General features: G+C 60.2%; 15 protein-coding genes and 1 tRNA gene. 10 read left to right on the top strand and 6 right to left on the bottom strand.

What is annotated here, in order from left to right:
* Window positions 1–77 precede the first annotated feature (77 nt).
* Both Q8O35_RS08165 and Q8O35_RS08170 read right to left on the bottom strand, forming a co-directional pair.
* Window positions 78–1,001 carry a branched-chain amino acid transaminase gene (locus Q8O35_RS08165; RefSeq protein ID WP_305572148.1) on the bottom strand — a complete coding sequence of 308 codons (924 nt, stop codon included), beginning with the start codon at window positions 999–1,001 and terminating at the stop codon, window positions 78–80.
* A gap of 303 nt (window positions 1,002–1,304) precedes the next feature.
* Window positions 1,305–2,231 (bottom strand): carbonic anhydrase, encoded by a 927-nt coding sequence (locus Q8O35_RS08170; RefSeq protein WP_305572149.1) that lies wholly within the window; start codon window positions 2,229–2,231, stop codon window positions 1,305–1,307.
* 242 nt (window positions 2,232–2,473) lie between these two features.
* Between Q8O35_RS08170 and Q8O35_RS08175 the strand changes: the two genes are divergently transcribed.
* Window positions 2,474–2,899 carry a flagellar protein FlaG gene (locus Q8O35_RS08175; protein WP_305572150.1) on the top strand — a complete coding sequence of 142 codons (426 nt, stop codon included), beginning with the start codon at window positions 2,474–2,476 and terminating at the stop codon, window positions 2,897–2,899.
* Window positions 2,900–3,031: 132 nt separating this feature from the next.
* Here the strand turns inward: Q8O35_RS08175 and Q8O35_RS08180 are convergent, their stop codons facing one another.
* From Q8O35_RS08180 to Q8O35_RS08190, 3 genes are all read right to left on the bottom strand, one after another.
* Window positions 3,032–4,360 carry an HlyD family type I secretion periplasmic adaptor subunit gene (locus tag Q8O35_RS08180; protein ID WP_305572151.1) on the bottom strand — a complete coding sequence of 443 codons (1,329 nt, stop codon included), beginning with the start codon at window positions 4,358–4,360 and terminating at the stop codon, window positions 3,032–3,034.
* Complete coding sequence (locus Q8O35_RS08185) at window positions 4,360–6,048, bottom strand: ATP-binding cassette domain-containing protein (protein ID WP_305572152.1); 1,689 nt, start codon at window positions 6,046–6,048, stop codon at window positions 4,360–4,362. Before Q8O35_RS08185 ends, Q8O35_RS08180 begins: the two co-directional genes overlap by 1 nt.
* Before the next feature lie 66 nt (window positions 6,049–6,114).
* On the bottom strand, window positions 6,115–7,479 hold the full coding sequence (locus Q8O35_RS08190; RefSeq protein WP_305572153.1) for a TolC family protein: 1,365 nt from the start codon (window positions 7,477–7,479) through the stop codon (window positions 6,115–6,117).
* A 191-nt stretch (window positions 7,480–7,670) separates the two neighbouring features.
* On the opposite strand from Q8O35_RS08190, the gene Q8O35_RS08195 reads away from it, so the two are divergent.
* The 9 genes from Q8O35_RS08195 (at window position 7,671) to Q8O35_RS08235 (ending at window position 16,540) form a co-directional block, all read left to right on the top strand.
* Entirely contained in the window at window positions 7,671–9,893 is a 2,223-nt protein-coding gene (locus tag Q8O35_RS08195; RefSeq protein WP_305572154.1) for a CHASE2 domain-containing protein, read from the top strand.
* 161 nt (window positions 9,894–10,054) lie between these two features.
* Window positions 10,055–12,886, top strand: a complete 2,832-nt coding sequence (ileS, locus tag Q8O35_RS08200) for an isoleucine--tRNA ligase (RefSeq protein ID WP_305572155.1) — start codon at window positions 10,055–10,057, stop codon at window positions 12,884–12,886.
* Entirely contained in the window at window positions 12,887–13,393 is a 507-nt protein-coding gene (gene lspA, locus Q8O35_RS08205) for a signal peptidase II (protein ID WP_305572156.1), read from the top strand. It begins immediately after the preceding gene.
* A 21-nt stretch (window positions 13,394–13,414) separates the two neighbouring features.
* Window positions 13,415–13,636: a PLD nuclease N-terminal domain-containing protein gene (locus tag Q8O35_RS08210; RefSeq protein WP_305572157.1), complete on the top strand. Its 222-nt coding sequence runs from the start codon at window positions 13,415–13,417 to the stop codon at window positions 13,634–13,636.
* Window positions 13,636–14,535, top strand: a complete 900-nt coding sequence (locus Q8O35_RS08215; RefSeq protein ID WP_305572158.1) for a tetratricopeptide repeat protein — start codon at window positions 13,636–13,638, stop codon at window positions 14,533–14,535. The genes Q8O35_RS08210 and Q8O35_RS08215 overlap by 1 nt, the downstream gene beginning before the upstream one ends.
* A 50-nt stretch (window positions 14,536–14,585) precedes the next feature.
* A complete protein-coding gene (locus tag Q8O35_RS08220) occupies window positions 14,586–15,029 on the top strand; it encodes an NIL domain-containing protein (RefSeq protein WP_305572159.1) in 444 nt (147 codons plus the stop codon).
* 24 nt (window positions 15,030–15,053) lie between these two features.
* Window positions 15,054–15,785 (top strand): protein phosphatase CheZ, encoded by a 732-nt coding sequence (locus Q8O35_RS08225; protein ID WP_305572160.1) that lies wholly within the window; start codon window positions 15,054–15,056, stop codon window positions 15,783–15,785.
* A gap of 59 nt (window positions 15,786–15,844) precedes the next feature.
* Window positions 15,845–15,921, top strand: a tRNA-Arg gene (locus Q8O35_RS08230).
* Window positions 15,922–16,003: 82 nt separating this feature from the next.
* Window positions 16,004–16,540 (top strand): superoxide dismutase family protein, encoded by a 537-nt coding sequence (locus Q8O35_RS08235; RefSeq protein WP_305572161.1) that lies wholly within the window; start codon window positions 16,004–16,006, stop codon window positions 16,538–16,540.
* Window positions 16,541–16,605: 65 nt separating this feature from the next.
* On the opposite strand, the gene Q8O35_RS08240 is transcribed toward Q8O35_RS08235, so the two are convergent.
* The gene (locus tag Q8O35_RS08240) at window positions 16,606–17,739 is read right to left on the bottom strand and encodes a methyl-accepting chemotaxis protein (protein ID WP_305572162.1); all 1,134 of its coding nucleotides are present in this window, start codon (window positions 17,737–17,739) and stop codon (window positions 16,606–16,608) included.
* Window positions 17,740–18,071: the final 332 nt, after the last annotated feature.

The following is an 18,071-nucleotide window of genomic DNA, read 5'->3' on the forward strand; positions in this document are numbered from 1 at the left end:
GGCTGGGCTCCTGGGGCTTATGAAACATATGGACAGGGCCTGCGGGCACTGTCCCGAGACCCCGTCCGGGGGTTTGTCTAGAAGCTGTATTCGTGCAGCCAGGACGCGAACGCCGGGTTCTCGCCCTTGACGATGCGGAAGTACTCCTTCTGCACCTGCTGCGTAATGGGACCGGCCTGGCCCGCGCCGATGACTCGGCGGTCCACTTCGCGGATGGGCGTGATTTCGGCTGCAGTGCCGCTGAAAAAAGCCTCGTCGGCGACGTAAAGCTCGTCGCGGGTGAAGAGCTGTTCCTGGACCTCATAACCCAGCTTGCGCGCAAGCACCATGATGCTGTCGCGGGTGATGCCGGGCAGCACGCTGGTGAGGGGCGTGGTCTTGATGACCTTATTCTTGATGATGAAGATGTTCTCGCCCGAGGCCTCAGACACGTAGCCCTGAGTGTCGAGCATGAGGGCCTCATGGTAGCCGTCGGCCACTGCTTCAGTCTTGGCCAGCACGGAGTTCACGTAGTTGCCGCAGGCCTTGGCCTTGGTCATCATGGCGTTGACGTGATGGCGGCAGAAGCTGGAGGTCTTGACGGAGATGCCCTTGATAAGGGCGTCGTCGCCCAGGTACGCGCCCCAGGGCCAAGTGGCGATGGCCAGCCGGATGGGGTTGGCGCCGGGATGCACGCCCATGACGCCGTCGCCGATGAAGACCAAGGGCCGGATGTAGCCAGACTTCATCTTGTTCGCCACAAGGGTGTCGATGACGGCCTGAACCATGACATCACGGCTGAAGGGGATCTTCATGTTCAGAATGTGCGCGGAATCAATAAGACGCTGCATGTGCTCCGTCAGGCGGTATACGGCGCTACGGCCATCAGTGCATTCATACGAGCGGATCCCCTCAAACACGCCGCATCCGTAGTGCAGGGTGTGGGTAAGGATGTGCACGTTGGCTTCGTCCCAGGGCACGAGTTTGCCGTCGAACCAAATCTTTTCCGCTTTCTGAACCATTTCCTAGACTCCCTACTGCACGATTGTGGGGGAGCCCCCCGCGCCGCGCCAGATGGCCGGGCCGAAGACTCACGAAGTCATGCACGCTAAAAAAATCAGGCCAAGAGGTCAAGGGCGGCGCGTGTTGGCTGGGCTTGCACCTTTCGTCCGGGCTCGACCCACAGAATGCCGCGTCCGAGGTTGATACGATCAAGATGATGCTGGGACTTTCCAGGCGAAGACACCGAAGATTCAGCACGAAAAAAGCACCGGAGGAAACGGCCTAGGTCGCCGTCCCCCCGGTGCGTTTCGGTCTGCGGACGCCTACTGGTGCGCGCCCTTGACGGCCTTTGCCGGAGCCTTCTCCGGTGTGGGAGCAAGCAGTTCGCCTGCACCGTCTGACTTGGAATCAGGCTTGGCGGCAGGCTTGGCGGCTCCAGCCTTTTCAGCCTCAGGCTTGGTATCGCCCTGGTCGTCGGCCTTGGCTTCAGGTTCAACCTTGGGCTTTGCCTTGGCCTTGGGTTTGGGCTTGGACTTGGCTTGCATGGGGACCGTAAGCAACTTGCCCTGCTCCGGGTGCTGCCCAATCCAAGCCACCTGGCCCGAGTTGAGGTCGTAGATTCCGCCCACAAGCAGCACCTTGCCGCTTGCCACGAACTCGCGCACTTCCTGGCTTTTGCGCAGGATGTTCTCCATGGTCAGCCAGACGTTGGCCTTGATGCTCTTGTTCAGCAGGTCATCGCCGCTGGCAGTGGGGCTCCAGGTTTTGGCCCTGGCAACGGCGGGCTTGATCTGATCGATGAGCGCCGGGATATTGCCATGGACCTTGGCGTTCTGCACAGCGGCGGTCACAGCTCCGCAAGCCGTGTGGCCCAGCACCAGAACGACAGGGGTGCCAAGATGGCCAACGCCATACTCGACGCTGCCAAGTTCGTCGGCACCGGCAAGGTTGCCCGCCACGCGGATGACAAAGATGTCGCCGACGCCCTGATCGAACAGCACTTCAAGGGGCGCGCGGGAGTCGGAACAGCCAACGATGGTGGCTATAGGATGCTGACCGCCCTTCGCCGTTTCGGCGCGGCGATCAAGCCCCTGATGACTGTGGGTCGAGTTCCCGGCCACATAGCGCGCATTGCCGTCTTTCAGGAGCTGCATGGCCTCATCGGCAGGCAGCATGGACCCGCCCGAGGACGCCAGAGCCGAGGCGGACAGTCCCAGTATAAGAGCGCAAAACGCAAACCATTTCTTCATACTTCCCCCAGAAAGTTGTGTTCGCAATCTCAAGGTCAGGGTGCAGTTCTTGAGCGCCTAGCAAATACACATCACGTGGGCAAGATGCCGGAACCGACCAGGCCATCAGTTTTCAAGCAAAACATACGCAATAACTACTTTGTTTCAAACGAGCCTAAAGAATCGTCTCAATTGCGTCGATAGAGTCATCGTAAGGATAAAATCATCCTTCACTCAGGACCAAACAGAAAGAGGTGACAGTCATGAACATCAACCCCTCGGACATGGATGTCAGGCTGGGGTTCTCCCTTGCCGAAAACGCCGTCACCGCCCCTGCTGGCACGCCAGCAGCTACTACAGCGGAAACGCAACGGAGTTCCGCACAGGCCAGTGCGCAGCAGGTCGCCAATCAGGAGTCGAACGGCATGGATGCCCGCTCCCAGGCCGCCGCTGCCGCTGCCGACAGGCTTGCGGCCAAGGATGCTGCCGAGAAGCTCGACAAGCAGCTCCAGGCAAGCAACACCGGGCTTAAGATCCGGGTGCTTGACGATTCGCAGAACCGCGTCCAGGTGGAAATCGTGGACCAAAAGAGCAACAAGGTGCTGCGCAAGATCCCGCAGGATGACCTCTTGAAGCTCACGGCCTCCATTAAGGAAATGACCGGGGTTCTGCTGAACAATCCGGCCTAGCCGAAGACTCTCGCCTCACCGCTGGAAACGGCAGCGACAAACAGCCTCCGAAGGGAGGCCTTTGCCCTTTAAGCAGTAGGAACAAATCCATTGCATACAGCAAGCGAATGAACCATGCGCTTATTGCCCATACTAGCGCTCGTGCATGGAGCCGCTCAAGGCGTCAACGAAGGGATCCAAAAAATAGCCCATCACTGAACGCTTGCCAATGTGAATACCCACCACAACACGCATTCCAGGGAACAAATCATAGCGATTGGACTTGCGGGAGAAGTGGTCGGTGTCTGTCTCCAGCAATACCTTGTAGAAGGTGTTCACCCCGCCCGGCATGTTCTGGGTCACTGCGTCCGGGCTCACGTGCAGCACCTTGCCCTCGATGTTTCCGAAACGCCGGGCGTCACGTGAGGCCAGCTTGATCACCGCCAGTTGGCCAGGCCGCACGTAGCCGATGTCCTGAATGGGCAAGTGGGCCTCGACTACGAGCTTGTCTCCAACAGGCACTATCTCCGCCACGGTCATGCCGGGCATCACCACCTCACCCTCGCTGAAGACAGAAATGCTCTTCACGACGCCGGCCTCCGTGGCCCGAAGCACGGTGCGGTTCTGGCTGTCGCGGAACTTTTTCATGCGCTGTGTGAGTTCGCCGAGTTCGCGTTGAACCTTCTTGAGATCGTTCTCAACTTCCTCGTTGAAGGTGTTGCGCGCGTGGCCCAACTCCTCCTTGGCTGCGGCAAGGGCGGCGCTGGCGCGGGAAAGGGCGGCGGAATTCTCCTGAATGGCGCTCTCGGTGTTGTTGCGCTCCTTGATGCGCCCGATGAGTTCGTCTTCCTTGACGAGACGCTCGCGGATGAGCTCCTCGCTTCGTTGCACCTGGCGGACCACATGGGGCAGATTTCGACGCAGATTCTCCAGGCGCGCGCTTGTCTCGCGGATGTCCTGCTCGCGCTGGCGCACGCGTTCAGACAAGGTGGCCATGTCGGTTTGCAGTCGCTTGCGGCGAGCCTCAAATAGATTCCTGGCTTGGTCGACGAGCTCCTTGTGCTTTTCCTCAAGCTCCGGGGTAAAAATGGGTTGAGGCAGCCCCTTGGACTCTGCGTCAAGACGCATGGCCTCAATCTGCAAACTGATGAGACGCACGTCCAGCTCCTCAGTGGTGGCGTCAGCCGCTGCTGCGTCAAGCACAATCAGCGGCTGGTCCTGCTTCACTGTGTCACCTTCGCGCACCAAGATCTCGCGCACAATTCCGCCTTCAAGATGCTGAATCTTTTTGACCTTTGTCTGGGGGATCACTTCACCGACAGCCTCGCTGACGATGTCCAGATCCGTGAGCGCGGACCAGGCGAAGGCAAGCACAAAAAGACAGCAGCACAGGTACAGAAAACGGCGATGCGCAACCAGGGCAACATCCACAGTGCAGGCCCGAGCCTGCGGCCCGAGAACGGAGGCGATAGGCTCGTCCATCAGGCCTCCTCGGCCTTGGGCGCGCGCGCAGGCGCTGGCCCAAAGGCTGGTGTGGGTTTCTCGTTCATATCGAGCACCACGGACGCGCCCTTCATGATGTTGGCGTCCGCCGTGGAGACGATGATGGTGAGCCCCGCCTTGGCCAAGGCGTTCAGGATGGCGTAAACGGCCAGGCATCCCTCGGAATCAAGGCCCTCGGTAGGATCGTCAAAGACCACCAGTTTCCCAGGATTCATGAGCGCACGCGCCAGAGCTATGCGTCTGCGAATGCCAAGAGGCAGCGCCTTGCCGCCTTCCACCACCGGCATATCCAAACCCTGACGGCTGGTGTCGAGAAAACGGCGCAAGGAGGCGGCGCGCACGGCCTGATTCAGTCGCTCCTGGCTGGCAGCCCCCTGAGGCTCCGGGTCGGCCAGCACTATGTTCTCGCGGATGGTGGTGTTCAGAAAGGTCGGCTCCTGAGGCAGGTAGAGCACCTGCCTGCGCCACCAATCCGGGGCCAGTTGGCGCAGGTCCACGCCATCGGCCAGCACCTGCCCCCTACCCGGATCAAGCAGTCCAGCCGCCACCTTGCAGAATGTCGACTTGCCCGCGCCGTTGAAGCCGGTGACGACAAGCACGGAGCCAGGCGCAAGGACGAAATTCAAAGACTCGAAGAGCGGGCTGGCGCTGCCGGAATAGGCGAAACCGACGTCGCGGAACTCCAGGCGGCCGGAATACTCCCGCAGAGCCGCTCCAGAAAGGGGTTCAAGGGGCATGGCGTGAAACTCACCCAGGCGCGCCAAGGCATGCTCACCCCTGCGCGTTGCCTGGTAGGCCTGCAAAAAGCTGCTGCTCATCTGAAGCACTTTGCCAGACAGGATGCTCGCGCCGATGAGCCCGCCTACGCTCATGTCGCCAGCCACGGCAAGCATGGCTCCAATGGCGTAAATGAACACGCGAAGCAAAACGGTGACTGATTCCAAGCGCATGCGGCTCTTGAGCTGCCGCCTGTCCATAAGCTCCTTAAGTTGCGAAAGCGCCTCCACCTGCTTGCGCCAACTGCGTCGAAGAAACTCACCTCCCAGAAAGGCCCGGACGGTTTCTGCACCGGTGACGGCGGAACTGAGAAGGTTGCGATGCGCCTGATTCTCCTGCTGATACTTGAGGCCGTCCGCCTCCCCCTTGCGAAGCCCAACCAGGGTGAAGACTGCGGTGAAGCAAATGGCCACAAAAGTCAGCACCATGAGCCAGGGATGAATGAGGGCTATGGCAAGAAGAAAGATAATCATGAAGGGCGCGTCAAGAACAGCGGAGACGTTGGTGGCGTCGAAAGAGCCTTGTACCTGTTGCAAGGCTCCGAGCATCTCCTGGTGCCGCCCGGCTGGCAGGCGGTACAGGTCGCTGAGGCGTGTGCGCGCGAGGGCCCCCAGGGTCCGTTCGCCCAGTTCCTCGTCTGGCCCCTGGCTTACCACGCCGGCAAGGCGGCTTCGCACCTCGCCAAAGGCGAAGCCCAAGGCGGCCGCGATGAGAACGCCCGTGGTGAGTGTGTACAAGGTGCCGTCGAACCCGTAGCCCACGTAGCGGTTGAGCACCAGGATGACATAAATCGAAGAGGCCAGAGACATGAGGTTGGACAAGAAAGAGGCGGCCAGGATCTCCCAGGCGATGCGGGGGCACAGAGACAGGCGGCGGAGGAGTTCCTTCATGGGCGACCCAAGCCAACCGGCGCGAAAGAGGCGGACCTATGCGGCTGGCGCGGCGGCTGGCCGAGCCTAGTTCTCGACAACTTCCGGGCGCAGCTGGCCCATCTGATAGAACAGGGTGTACGAGGCGCTGATGAGGTCGATATCAGCCGTGACCTTAGAGCTGGTGGCCGAGATGTAGTCTCGCTCGCCCACAAGGATGTCCAGCAGGTTCACCTCTCCGCCAAGGGCTTTCTTCTTCTTGATGAGCTCAAGAAACGACCAGGTGATGTTGGCCTGATTGTCGTACAAGGCGACAGTGCGGGTGAGGGTCGTCATGTCGTTCCAAGCGTTGCGGACGCGCTCTTCGACTGTGCGGCGGCGGTCAAGCATGGTCTTTCGCACGGCGACGATGTCGCTCTTGGCGGCGCGCGTGGCTTCTACGTCTCGGAACCCCTGGAAAAGATTATAGGTAACCTGCAGCCCGGCGCGGCCTTCGGTGCGCACGCTGGTTTCGCCGGAATCATTCTCCTTGCGCATGGCCTCGGCCACGGCCTCGAACTTCGGGAACATGGCAGACTCGCGCACGGCAAGTTCGCCCTGGCGGGAGGCGATGGAATACTGGAGCTCAATGAGAGTGGGGTTGGCGTCGAGGGCAAGCTCGACTGCGCCATCAAGGGTTTGCGGCATTTGAGTCTTGGGCATTCCCGGAAGCAGCAGGGAGTCGATCTGAGCATCGCTTATGTCGAACTGGAACACGGCGCGATAATTGTTGCGAGCGCTGACCATGCCGCGCTCAACGTTCACGCGGTGCGCTTGCGCACCAGCGAGCTGGGCCTTGATCTGAAGCTCTTCATAAGACAACCCGACGCCGCGCTCAACCAATGCTTCCTGCATGCCGGAGAGGCGCTTGATGTTGTCCTCGGAGCGGATGGCGTAGCGCAGCATTTCACGGGCGCGTATGAGGCCAAGATAGGCGCTGACGCCCTGCATGGAGACTTCCTGGCGCATCTGTTCGAGCTTGGCCTTGGTCTCCTCTCGCGCTCCCTTGGCCTGTGCGATGGTGCCGCTGGCTCCGCCAAAATCGTAGATAAGCTGATTGGCCGACAACGTTTCAACGTTGCGGTTCATGCCGGTGCCTTTGGTGCCGTCGGAGTGGTTGATATCCTCACGCCCGCCGTCAATCTGGGCATTCAAGCGAGGATACCAGACGCCCTTGGCCCGCTGCTCCATGTGCTCGGCGGACTTGAGAGAGGCCTCCGCAGCCTTGATGCGATCATGGATCTGCATGAGGTGGCCGATGGATTCCTTCAGTGTGACAGGGATCTCGGCTGTGGATTTGGCGGTAAGTGCTTGGTTCTCCTCTGCGCAGAGGGCACCCGAAGAGCCGACCAGCACAAGCAGTGCTGCCAGCACCAGAAAAACTGGATTTTTGCGGCTGCGTAATCTATGCAAATTCGTACCTTTCCTGTATCGATTGCCTGTGACCCCAAAGCCCGACTGGACAAGACCTCGGGACTATCATGCTCAGTTAGCGAGATCGCTACACTACGCACAGCCGATTTGCAAGAGGATGCCCCAGTAATTCTGATAGTTCCTGACACAAAAATCACTGTAGTCTACCATTTTTTTGCGAGGGAGGCCCCATGCTGGGCAAGCTCAAAAAGTTCTTTAAAGGCGACAAATTTCTGCTTCTGGCCACAGGGCTATGCACATCTTTTCTGATGGTCGTGCTCTACGTACTACAACCGCAGATCTTGCGTTTCCTCGACTACAAGATTTACGATCAGCACCTCCGCCGCAACCACTCTGAAAAAACCTCCGGCATCCCCGTCATTGTTGACATCGACGAGAAAAGTCTGGCCGCACTGGGCCAGTGGCCCTGGCCTCGCTATCGCGTTGCGCTGCTGCTTGAGAAGATCCGGCTGGCAGGAGCGCTGGCCGTGGGCATGGACGTAGTGCTGGCGGAGCCGGACCGCACCTCCCCGGCGCTGCTCAAAAAGCAAATCAAAAATGAGCTTATGGTCGACGTTACCTTCCAAGGACTGCCCCCGGCTCTTGAGGACAACGACGCGCTCCTGGCCAACGTGCTTCAGGGCAAACCATACGTGTTGGGGTTCTACTTCTCATTCTCCAAGGCCGAGGCCGACCAGCAAAAACAGGTCGGCGATTGCTTCATCAAGCCCGGGCAGGTGTCCGTGCTCTCCGCACCTGGCGCCCTGCCGCCAGAGCAAGCTCTGCACTCGGCTTACGGAGCAGTATGCCCCCTGCCGGTGCTGGCCGAGGCGGCCACCGCCACCGGCTTCTTCAACGCCACGCCAGACGCGGACGGAATCCTGCGCCGAGTAGCCCTGCTCATCAACTATAACGGGCAAATCTATCCCAGCTTGGCCTTGTCCACACTGATGCAGGCAACAGGCGACCCAAGTGTCCTGCTCAAGATCGACACCCAGGGCACGGAATCCTTGCGCTACAGCGAGGCGGTCATCCCGGTGGACCGCGCCGGTCAGATGCTGGTGAACTATCGCGGCGGCGGCGGCATGTTCCCGTACGTCAGCGCCGTGGACATCATGGAAGGAAAGGTTGATCCGGCGCTCCTGAGCGGCAAAATTGCCTTTATCGGAACCTCGGCTGCCGGCCTCAAGGATCTGCGCGCCACCCCCTTCACCGCTGTGTACCCGGGCGTGGAGACCCACGCCACCATCGTTGACAACATCCTGACCCAGGACTTCATCTCCATCCCGGACTACGCCCCTGCCGTCGAACTGACGGCGACGCTATTGGCGGGCATCCTCATCACCCTGCTCGTAACATGGGCCAAAGCGGTTTGGATCATCGTGCCCCTGGTTGGCATGGCCCTTGGCATGTGGGAAGGCACCTCCTACATGATGTCCAATCTGCGCGTGTACATTTCGCCGCTTTACTCCTACCTCATCCTGGCCGCCAACTTCGCCCTGCTCACGCTGATAAAGTTCTGGCGGGAGGAGAAACAAAGGAAGTTCATCCACGGCGCCTTCTCGCACTATCTGGCGCCTGCGGTCATCAAGCAGATCTATGACTCCCCGGAGTCCTTGAGCCTGCAAGGCCAGGAGAAGGAAGTCACTGTCATGTTCTCCGACGTGCGCAGCTTCACCACCATGTCTGAAAAACTCACCCCGACCCAGGTGACCGACCTGTTGCACGACTACCTGACGCCCATGACCCGCGTGATAACTGAGAACATGGGCACACTCGACAAGTTCATCGGCGACGCCATCATGGCTTTCTGGAATGCGCCCCTTGACGTGCCTGAACATCAGAAAAAGGCCGTCTCCTCGGCCTTGCAGATGTTCGAGCACCTGAAAACCCTGAACGTGGGCTTCCAGGAGAAGTTCGGGCTGACCATCAAAATCGGCGTGGGCCTGCACTGCGGGCGCGTGCGCGTGGGCAACATGGGTTCGGCCGACCTGTTCGACTACACGCTCATCGGCGACAACGTGAACCTGACATCGCGCCTGGAGAGCCTGACCAAATATTACGGCCAGATCCTGCTGGTCAGCGAGGCCATGGTCGAGGCCTGCGGCGATGCTTACAGCTACCTGGAGATGGACTGCGTGCGCGTGAAGGGCAAAAACAAGCCCATCACAATCTACACAGCCATGACGCACGAACAGGCGACGGAGCGCGCCCAGGAGATATTCAGTCACAATGAAGCCCTGACGCTTTACAAGGCCATGCGTTTCGCCGAGGCCGAAACAGCGTTCAAAGACCTGCAAAGCCTCACCGGGAACGAGGCGCTCTATTCCATGTACGCCGAGCGCTGCCAAACCCTCTTGGATCACCCGCCTGCGGCGGACTGGGACGGAGTGTACACACACACCAGCAAATAGCCGGAATGGCTGCCGCAGCCCCTCCAGACCTGGCCCGGCTAATCCGGGAGGATGGGCTGCGGCTTGACTTCCAGGCCATGTTGTTCCAAGTTACTCCGTTCCATGAACCGGCGTGCAGGCGCCTCTAATGCCGCGCGCTAAGAGTAAGGACAAAACAAGAAATGAGCGACTACAAGCAGACCCTCAAGCTGCCCCAGACCGGCTTCCCCATGAAGGCCAACCTGAAGCAGAAAGAGCCGGAAATCCTCAAGTTCTGGGCGCAGATCGACGCCTACGGCGCGATGGTGGCGGCCAACGAGGGCAATAAGACATACGTCCTGCACGACGGCCCGCCCTACGCCAACGGCAACATTCACATGGGCACGGCCATGAACAAGACCCTAAAGGACATCGTAGTCAAGTCGCGCAACATGAGCGGCCGCCAGGCCCAGTATGTGCCCGGCTGGGACTGCCACGGCCTGCCCATTGAGCACAAGGTCGAGACCGAGCTCAAAAAAAAGAAGAAGGAGCTGCCCGCCGTCACTGTGCGCAAGCTCTGCCGCGATTACGCCCTGAAATTTCTCGACATCCAGCGCAACGAATTCAAGCGCCTGGGTGTCCTGGCCACATGGGACAAGCCTTACATGACCCTCGACCCCAAGTACGAGGCCGCCACGGCGCGCGAACTTGGCAACTTCATGGACAAGGGCTCGGTGATCCGCGGCAAGAAGCCTATCTACTGGTGCTGCTCGTGCCACACCGCCCTGGCCGAGGCCGAAGTCGAATACGCCGACCATTCCTCGCCGTCCATCTTCGTGCGCTTCCCGCTCACGGACAAGCGCGTGCAGGCCTTGTTGCCAGCCGGGGCCAAATACGACCCGGCCAAGACCTTTGTGGCCATCTGGACCACCACTCCCTGGACTTTGCCCGACAACATGGGCGTGTGCGTGCATCCGGAGTTCGATTACGTCTTTGCCGAGGCGAATGGCTGTCTGTACCTGGTGGCAGAGCGGCTGCTCGCCCCCTGCGCCGAGATCTTCGGCTGGGATTCGCCCAAAGTCGTTGCGCGCGTGCCCGGTGCGAAGCTTGAGGGCCTTGAGGCTTGCCACCCCTTCTACAAGCGCAAGTCGCCCATCATCCTGGGCGACCACGTGACCCTGGACGCGGGCACGGGCTGCGTCCACACCGCCCCCGGCCATGGCCGCGAGGACTACGAAGTGGGCATGAAGTACGGCCTGGAGGTTTACTCCCCCCTCGACGACGCGGGCCGCTTCCTGACCGACGTGGAGTTCTTCGCAGGGCTCACCGTGTTTGAGGCCAATCCCAAGGTCATCGAAAAGCTCAAGCAGGTGGGCAACCTGCTGGCCCAGGAGAAGATCAGCCACTCCTACCCGCACTGCTGGCGCTGCAAAGAGCCGGTGATCTTCCGCGCCACCACCCAGTGGTTCATCTCCATGGAGGCCAACGACCTGCGCAAAAATGCGCTCAAGGCAATCCACGAGACCGTGCGCTGGATTCCCGCCTGGGGCGAGGAGCGCATCGGCAACATGATTGAGAACCGCCCGGACTGGTGCATCTCGCGCCAGCGCAACTGGGGCGTGCCCATCGTGGCCCTCATCTGCGAGGACTGCGACGAAGCCTATTTCGAAACAGCCTGGGTCATGGGCGTTGTAGACAAGTTCGCCCAGCATGCCACGGGCTGCGACTACTGGTTTGAAGCGCCCATAGAGGACATCGTGCCCGCAGGGCTCAAGTGCCCCAAGTGCGGCCGCGATCACTGGCGGCGTGAAACCGACATCCTGGACGTCTGGTTCGATTCCGGCACCAGCTTCGCCGCCGTGCTTGAGCAGCGCCCGGAGCTTTCCTGCCCGGCCGACCTGTACCTTGAAGGTTCGGACCAGCATCGCGGTTGGTTCCACAGCTCACTGCTGGCCAGCATGGGCACGCGCGGCGTGCCGCCCTACAAGACCGTGCTCACGCACGGCTACGTGGTGGACGGCGAAGGCCGCAAGATGTCCAAGTCCATCGGCAACGTCATCGCGCCTCAGGAGATCATCGACAAGTACGGCGCCGAAATCCTGCGCATGTGGGTTGCCGCCGTGAACTACCAGGAAGATGTACGCATCTCCGACGAGATCCTGAACCGCTTGGTGGACGCCTATCGCCGTATCCGCAACACAGTGCGCTTCATCATGGGCAATCTGGCCGACTTCGACCCGGCCAAGGACGCCGTGGCCCCGGAGGCCATGTTGCCCCTTGACCGCTTCGCACTCGATCTGGTTGAGCGCCGCCACAAGACCATTCAGCAGGCCTACGAGGACTTCGAGTTCCACAAGGTCTACCATACGCTGCACAACCTGTGCACCACGGACCTCTCGGCCTTCTACCTCGACATCATCAAGGACCGCCTGTACGTGTGCTCCGGCCTTGAGCGCCGCTCCGCCCAGACCGTGCTCTGGCGGGCCCTGCTCATCCTCCTGAACGACATGGCCCCGGTCATGAGCTTCACGGCTGAGGAGGCCTTCCAGACCCTGCCCGAAACGCAGCGCCCCGGCGGATCCAGCGTGTTCACCATGCGCCTGCCCGAGGCCGCACCGGCCCTTTCCGACGCGCGCCGACAGGGCTTTGAGCTTCTGCTGGCCGTTCGCGGCGAAGTGACCAAGGCCATCGAGCCCATGCGCAAGGCCGGAGAAATCGGCCACTCCCTGGAGACGGAGATCACCCTCTTCGCCGAACCAGAGTTCAGCAAGCTTGTGCTGGATGAGCTTGGCGAAGAAGGCGGCAAGGAGTTCTTCATCATCTCCAAGCTTGCGCTGATGCCTTTTGACGCGGCCCCGGACAACGCAATCTCCGCAGACGCGGCCACGCCGGTCAAGATTGCGGTGACCAAGGCCAACGGCGCCAAGTGCCAGCGCTGCTGGCGCTACGACGAGAAGCTCGGCTCCAATGCCGAGCACCCGGAAATCTGCCCGCGCTGCACCACCGTGGTGCAGGCGCTTGTACTGGGGAGCTAAATGGACTCGCGCCTGAAGACGGCGGCAATCCTGGCCGCCAGCATCATCATTCCAGACCAGATCACCAAGGCGGTGATCCAGCAGAAGTACGTCCTGTGGGACACAGACCCCGTGATTCCCGGATTCTTCAATCTGGTGCACGTGCTGAACAAAGGCGCGGCCTTCGGCTTTTTGAACCAGCCCGACACCAACTGGCAGATCTGGTTCTTCGTGGCCGTGACCATCTTCGCGGTGGGCTTCATCTACTACCTGCTCACCACGGCTGACCACGGGGACAGATTCTTCATCTGGGGTCTTGGGCTTGTGCTTGGCGGAGCGCTGGGCAACCTCATCGATCGCGTCCGCTTCGGCTTCGTCGTGGACTTCCTTGATTTCCATATCGGCGAATATCACTGGCCAGCGTTCAACGTTGCGGACATCGCCATTACCTGCGGAGCCTTCAGCGTTATCATCTCCATGTACATGAAGAATCAAAGCGATAAAAAATCGCCGACGCAAAGCGCCTAAAGGCCGAAGGAGCACACGAACATGTTCGAACTGCCGCCCCTGGCCCCGTCCCAATGGATCGTCATCCTCGGCGCCGTTGGTGTTTTTGCCGCCATCAGCCTGTACGCCATTTGGGACGCCTCACGCCGCGACTTCGGGTCTCCCACGGCCCGGTTCGGCTGGATTCAGCTGTCCGTGATGGTTCCTTTTCTCGGTGGACTGGCGTATCTGATTTTTGGTAGAAAAAGAGGGAGGAAACTCTGATGTCCGCATCGACCAGCCGCAATGTGGTCCTGGCCCTCGGTCTTGCAGCCATGCTTTCGGGCTGCGCAACCAAATCAGACCTGGACACCCTTCAGAACCAGGCCTATCGCGACCGGCAAGAAAGCCGCCGCACAATCCAAAAGCTTGAAGAGCAGCTCACCCAAACCCAAGAAGAGCTGCGTGAAGAGATTCAAAAGAGCACCTCTCCGGTGCAGGCGAAGCAGGCCAACACCTGGGCTGAGCTGGAATCAATGCGCATGCAGGTGGCGAAGCTTCAAGAAAAACTCGACACACTCTCCGTCAAATTCAACGCCATGACCAACTCCGCTGCTGGCGGCCCGAGCCTCGTTGACGTGGCCAGCGACGTGCAGAACATCAAGACGGCGCTGCAAAGCCAGTTCGGCATGGACCTGGGCAACGCCGCAGCAGCAGCTCCCCCAGCAGAAACGCCGGCGCTGGCTGCTCAGGCCAAGGCCGCCCCCAAGGCAGAGGCCCCCAAGCCCGCCGCAGAAGTCATCAAGGTGGATACGGCCGACGCCCTCTTCGCCAAGGCCGATGCCTCCTTCAAGGCCAGAAAATACGAAGAAGCCCGGCAGTATTATTCTGAATTCGCCACCAACTTCAAGAAGCACCCCAAAACCTCTGAAGCCGTGTACTGGGTGGGCGAATGCGCCTTGAACCTGCAGGACTACGGCAAGGCCGTACTGGCCTATCAGGAGGTCATCGAACGCTTCCCGAAGAGCACAAAGTACAAGTCCGCAGTGCTCAAGCAAGGCATGGCCTTCTTCAAGATCGGCAAGGACAAGGCGGGCAAGGCCGTGCTTGAGGACCTCATCGCCAGGTTCCCCAGTTCGCCCGAAGCCATCAGCGCCAAGAAGTTCCTCAAAGACCACAAGTAACGCCCGGCCCGTACGGACAACCACCGCACGGACCTGATCCAGAGGCTCACATGACCGAAGAAGGCAACGGATTCCGCAAGATCATCTACCTCTCCTTTCCACCGGAGGCCAGCGGTCGCCCCGTGGTCTGCAATTTGGCCCTGCTGTTCAACTTGAGTTTCAACATACTCAAGGCTGACATCAGCCCGCGCCATGAGGGCAGCCTGACGCTCGAGATCACGGGCCGAGAAGAAAACTATCACAAAGGCCTGTCGTACCTGAAAGAGAATGGGGTAAAGATAACTCCAGCCTCGCAGAAGGTCTCGCGCGATGAAGACGCCTGCATGCACTGTGGTCTGTGCACCTCGCTCTGCCGCGCCAAGGCCCTTTTCGTTGACATCCCCTCGCGCCGGATCACCTTCGACGTCGAGAAATGCTCTGCCTGCGGCATGTGCACGCGCGTTTGCCCCGTCCGCGCCATGATTGTGGACATGAACGACAACGACTTAAGCTGACCCTTCCCCTTAAGGAGGCGGAACGTGACCGAAGACAACCCGCTCATGCGAGAGCTGATGCAAAAGGTTGCCGACCAACTGGCGGCGGACCTTCGCGAAACGTTGACCGCTGCGGTGGAGCGTGAGATTTCTAAGACGCTGAGCGGGGCGCTGCTGGAGGGCGAATTCTACCGCCGGGTTAACGAGGACCTGCAAAAGGGCTTCAAGGAAATATACCAGGAGATCAAGGTCGCCAAGACGTCCAGCTCTCCCGCGCCCTTGAGCGAAGACCCCAACGAGCTGTTCAGCCAAGCATCCAACCAGCTTGACGCCATTCTGCAGACCACGGAAAGCGCCACTGTCAAGATCATCGACACAATCGAGAATCTTCAGACCCTTTCAGACACTCTGGCAGGCATCGTCAAATCCTTCGAAACTGGCGGCGTGTCCAAGGCTGAGCGCGAAACCCTGGCCAGCATCAACAACACCTTGAGCATGGACCTCATGAGCATCATGACCACGCTGAGTTTCCAGGACCTCACTGGCCAGCGCATCAAGATCATCATCGAAACAATCAAGAAAATTGAGAAAATCGTCCTCGACGTTTATATGACCACAGGCCTCATGATCAAGGCGCACACCGAAGCTCCCAACGAAAAGGCCGACTTCCAACATCTGCAGGCCAAAGCCAAGGACCAGCTTTCGACCCTACAAGGCCCCCAGTTGGACAGCACCCAAGGATCAGTGGATGACCTTCTGTCCAGCCTTGGCCTCTAGCTCTAGCGCGAGCGGCTCCTTGACAGAGCCTGGCCGAAAGGTTAGCTAGGCGACCCTACGGGCAATTAGCTCAGCTGGATAGAGCGTCGGCCTCCGGAGCCGAAGGTCGGGCGTTCGAACCGCCCATTGCCCACCAGCTTTCATAAAGGGTCATGCCACGGCATGGCCCTTTTTTGTTTCTGCCGCACAGCCAGTATTCTTCAACTCCGGGAGCCCCCATGCTGAAACGCACTCTCCCCCTCTTGCTGCCACTTGGCCTGGCCTTGTTCCTGAGCGGCTGCGGCCTTGCCACGCACTTCGGCAGCCCCGCAGGCCTCCAGGCAGCTCTCAAACCCACCAAGGGCAATCAGGCCAGCGGGCTCATGACCTTTCGCCAACAGGGAAATGAGGTGCTGATCCAAGGCACCTTCTCCGGTCTTACGCCAGGCGCCCACGGCCTGCATATCCACGAGGGAGGCGACTGCGGTGGCTCCGCCGCAAGAAATGCGGGCGGCCACTTCAATCCAACCGGCGCACGCCACGGCAGCCCGGCCAGCCCCTCGCACCATCTGGGCGACCTGCCCATGCTCACCGCAGGCCAAAACGGCTCTGCACGCTTCCAGGCACGCATGCCCGGCTTGACGCTGGACAACGCGCCCACAGGCATTCGGGGGCGCACTGTCATCGTCACGGAACGGCCAGACGACTTCACAACCCAACCCACCGGAAACTCCGGCCCGGCAGTGTCCTGCGGCGTTATCAGGCCTGAGCCTTAAGCGCATACCGTAAAAGCCCCCCGCCCAGGCGAAGTCGGCTCTTTTCAGCACCTGGAGGAGGCTCATCAGGCCAGGAGCTTCACCCCTATGGCCCGTCCAAGGTTAACATCGACCCCAAGCACTCCCGCCAACTCACCCGTTTGCGTCATGATGGGAGCTGATACGGTGATGCAGTTCTCGTTTGTGGCGCTCGACACATAGACCTCGCTCACAGCCATGCTTCGCGTTTCAGCGGGCTGCCGGAACCAATCCCTGTTCGACCAGTCGCGCCCATAGGCGCTTGCATCGGCGCTGATGCCTCCTGGCCCGCGCCCGATGTTCGACACCACTTGCAACCCCCTGGCATCGGTCAGATACACCAGCTCAAGTGCCTCATTCTGACTCAGGGACTGGCGCATGGCCGTCTCCTGTTCAGCGCGCTGCGAAGAGCGCACACGCGGATCCGATGCCAGGCCTTCAACAATCCCCTGGACAGTGCCGCTGCCGATGAGCTGAAACACCGCATTCATCGATTCGAGTTCAACGACCCGGCCAAGCAGCCCAGCCACGGATTCAATCGCCCCCTGCGCCCCAGCGTAGCTCTGTTCGGAAATGGTGCGTACCTGCCGCACGATGTCGCTGATGCGACCACTTGTGTCGGCCTGCTTGTCGGCCGCATCGGCCATGTCGCGGATATGCTGCGCAGTATCTCCGGCAAGCAGCACGATCTCGCGCAGGGAAGCGCCGGAACCCTGGGCCAAGTCCACTGCACAATTCACCCGACTGGCCGTCTCCTCCATGTCGCGCTCCGTGCGCTCTACTCCCTGCTGAATGCCGAGGGTCCGTTGCGCCACCTCTCGCGTAGCGTTCATGGTCTTCTCGGCCAGCTTGCGCACCTCATCCGCCACGACAGCGAAGCCCCTACCTGCATCGCCAGCACGGGCTGCCTCAATGGCGGCGTTCAACGCCAGAAGGTTGGTCTGGTCGGCGATGTCTGAAATGACGTCCATGATCTTTTCGACTGCCAGGGCCTGTCTTCCAAGATCGCGCACAACTGATGCAAGATCCTGAGCCTTCTGCTCCACAGACCGTATGGCGGAAACAGTCTCGTCAACCGCCACTGAGCCGCTGCGCGCCTTGTCCTGCGCAGTCTGCGCCTGATCCACGGCGCCAGAGGACCGCAACAACATCTGTCGCACTGCGTCATCAAGCTGGTCCATGGAACTTGCCGCGTCCTGCATGAGGCGTTGCTGACGCTGTGCACCGGATCCGCTGGACTCAGAAAGAGTGCGAAGCTCTTCACATGAGGAATGGATCCCGCCAATAGCCACCCCAAGAGTTTTGGATGCCGAAATGAGGCCCTCGCGACGTGACGTCTCCGCACGTTCACGAGCAATCACAGCCTCAGAGCACGCGGCCCTCGCAGCCTTTGTCTCCAGATCAAGCTGAACTTGAAGATCCGCCTCGCGTTGACGTAAATCCAAACATTCACTTACAATATTGTTTATTTGCTGTGATAACTCAACAAATATGTCGCCATCAACAAGAATCG

Source organism: Humidesulfovibrio sp. (genome assembly GCF_030689645.1).
Classification (GTDB): domain Bacteria; phylum Desulfobacterota; class Desulfovibrionia; order Desulfovibrionales; family Desulfovibrionaceae; genus Humidesulfovibrio.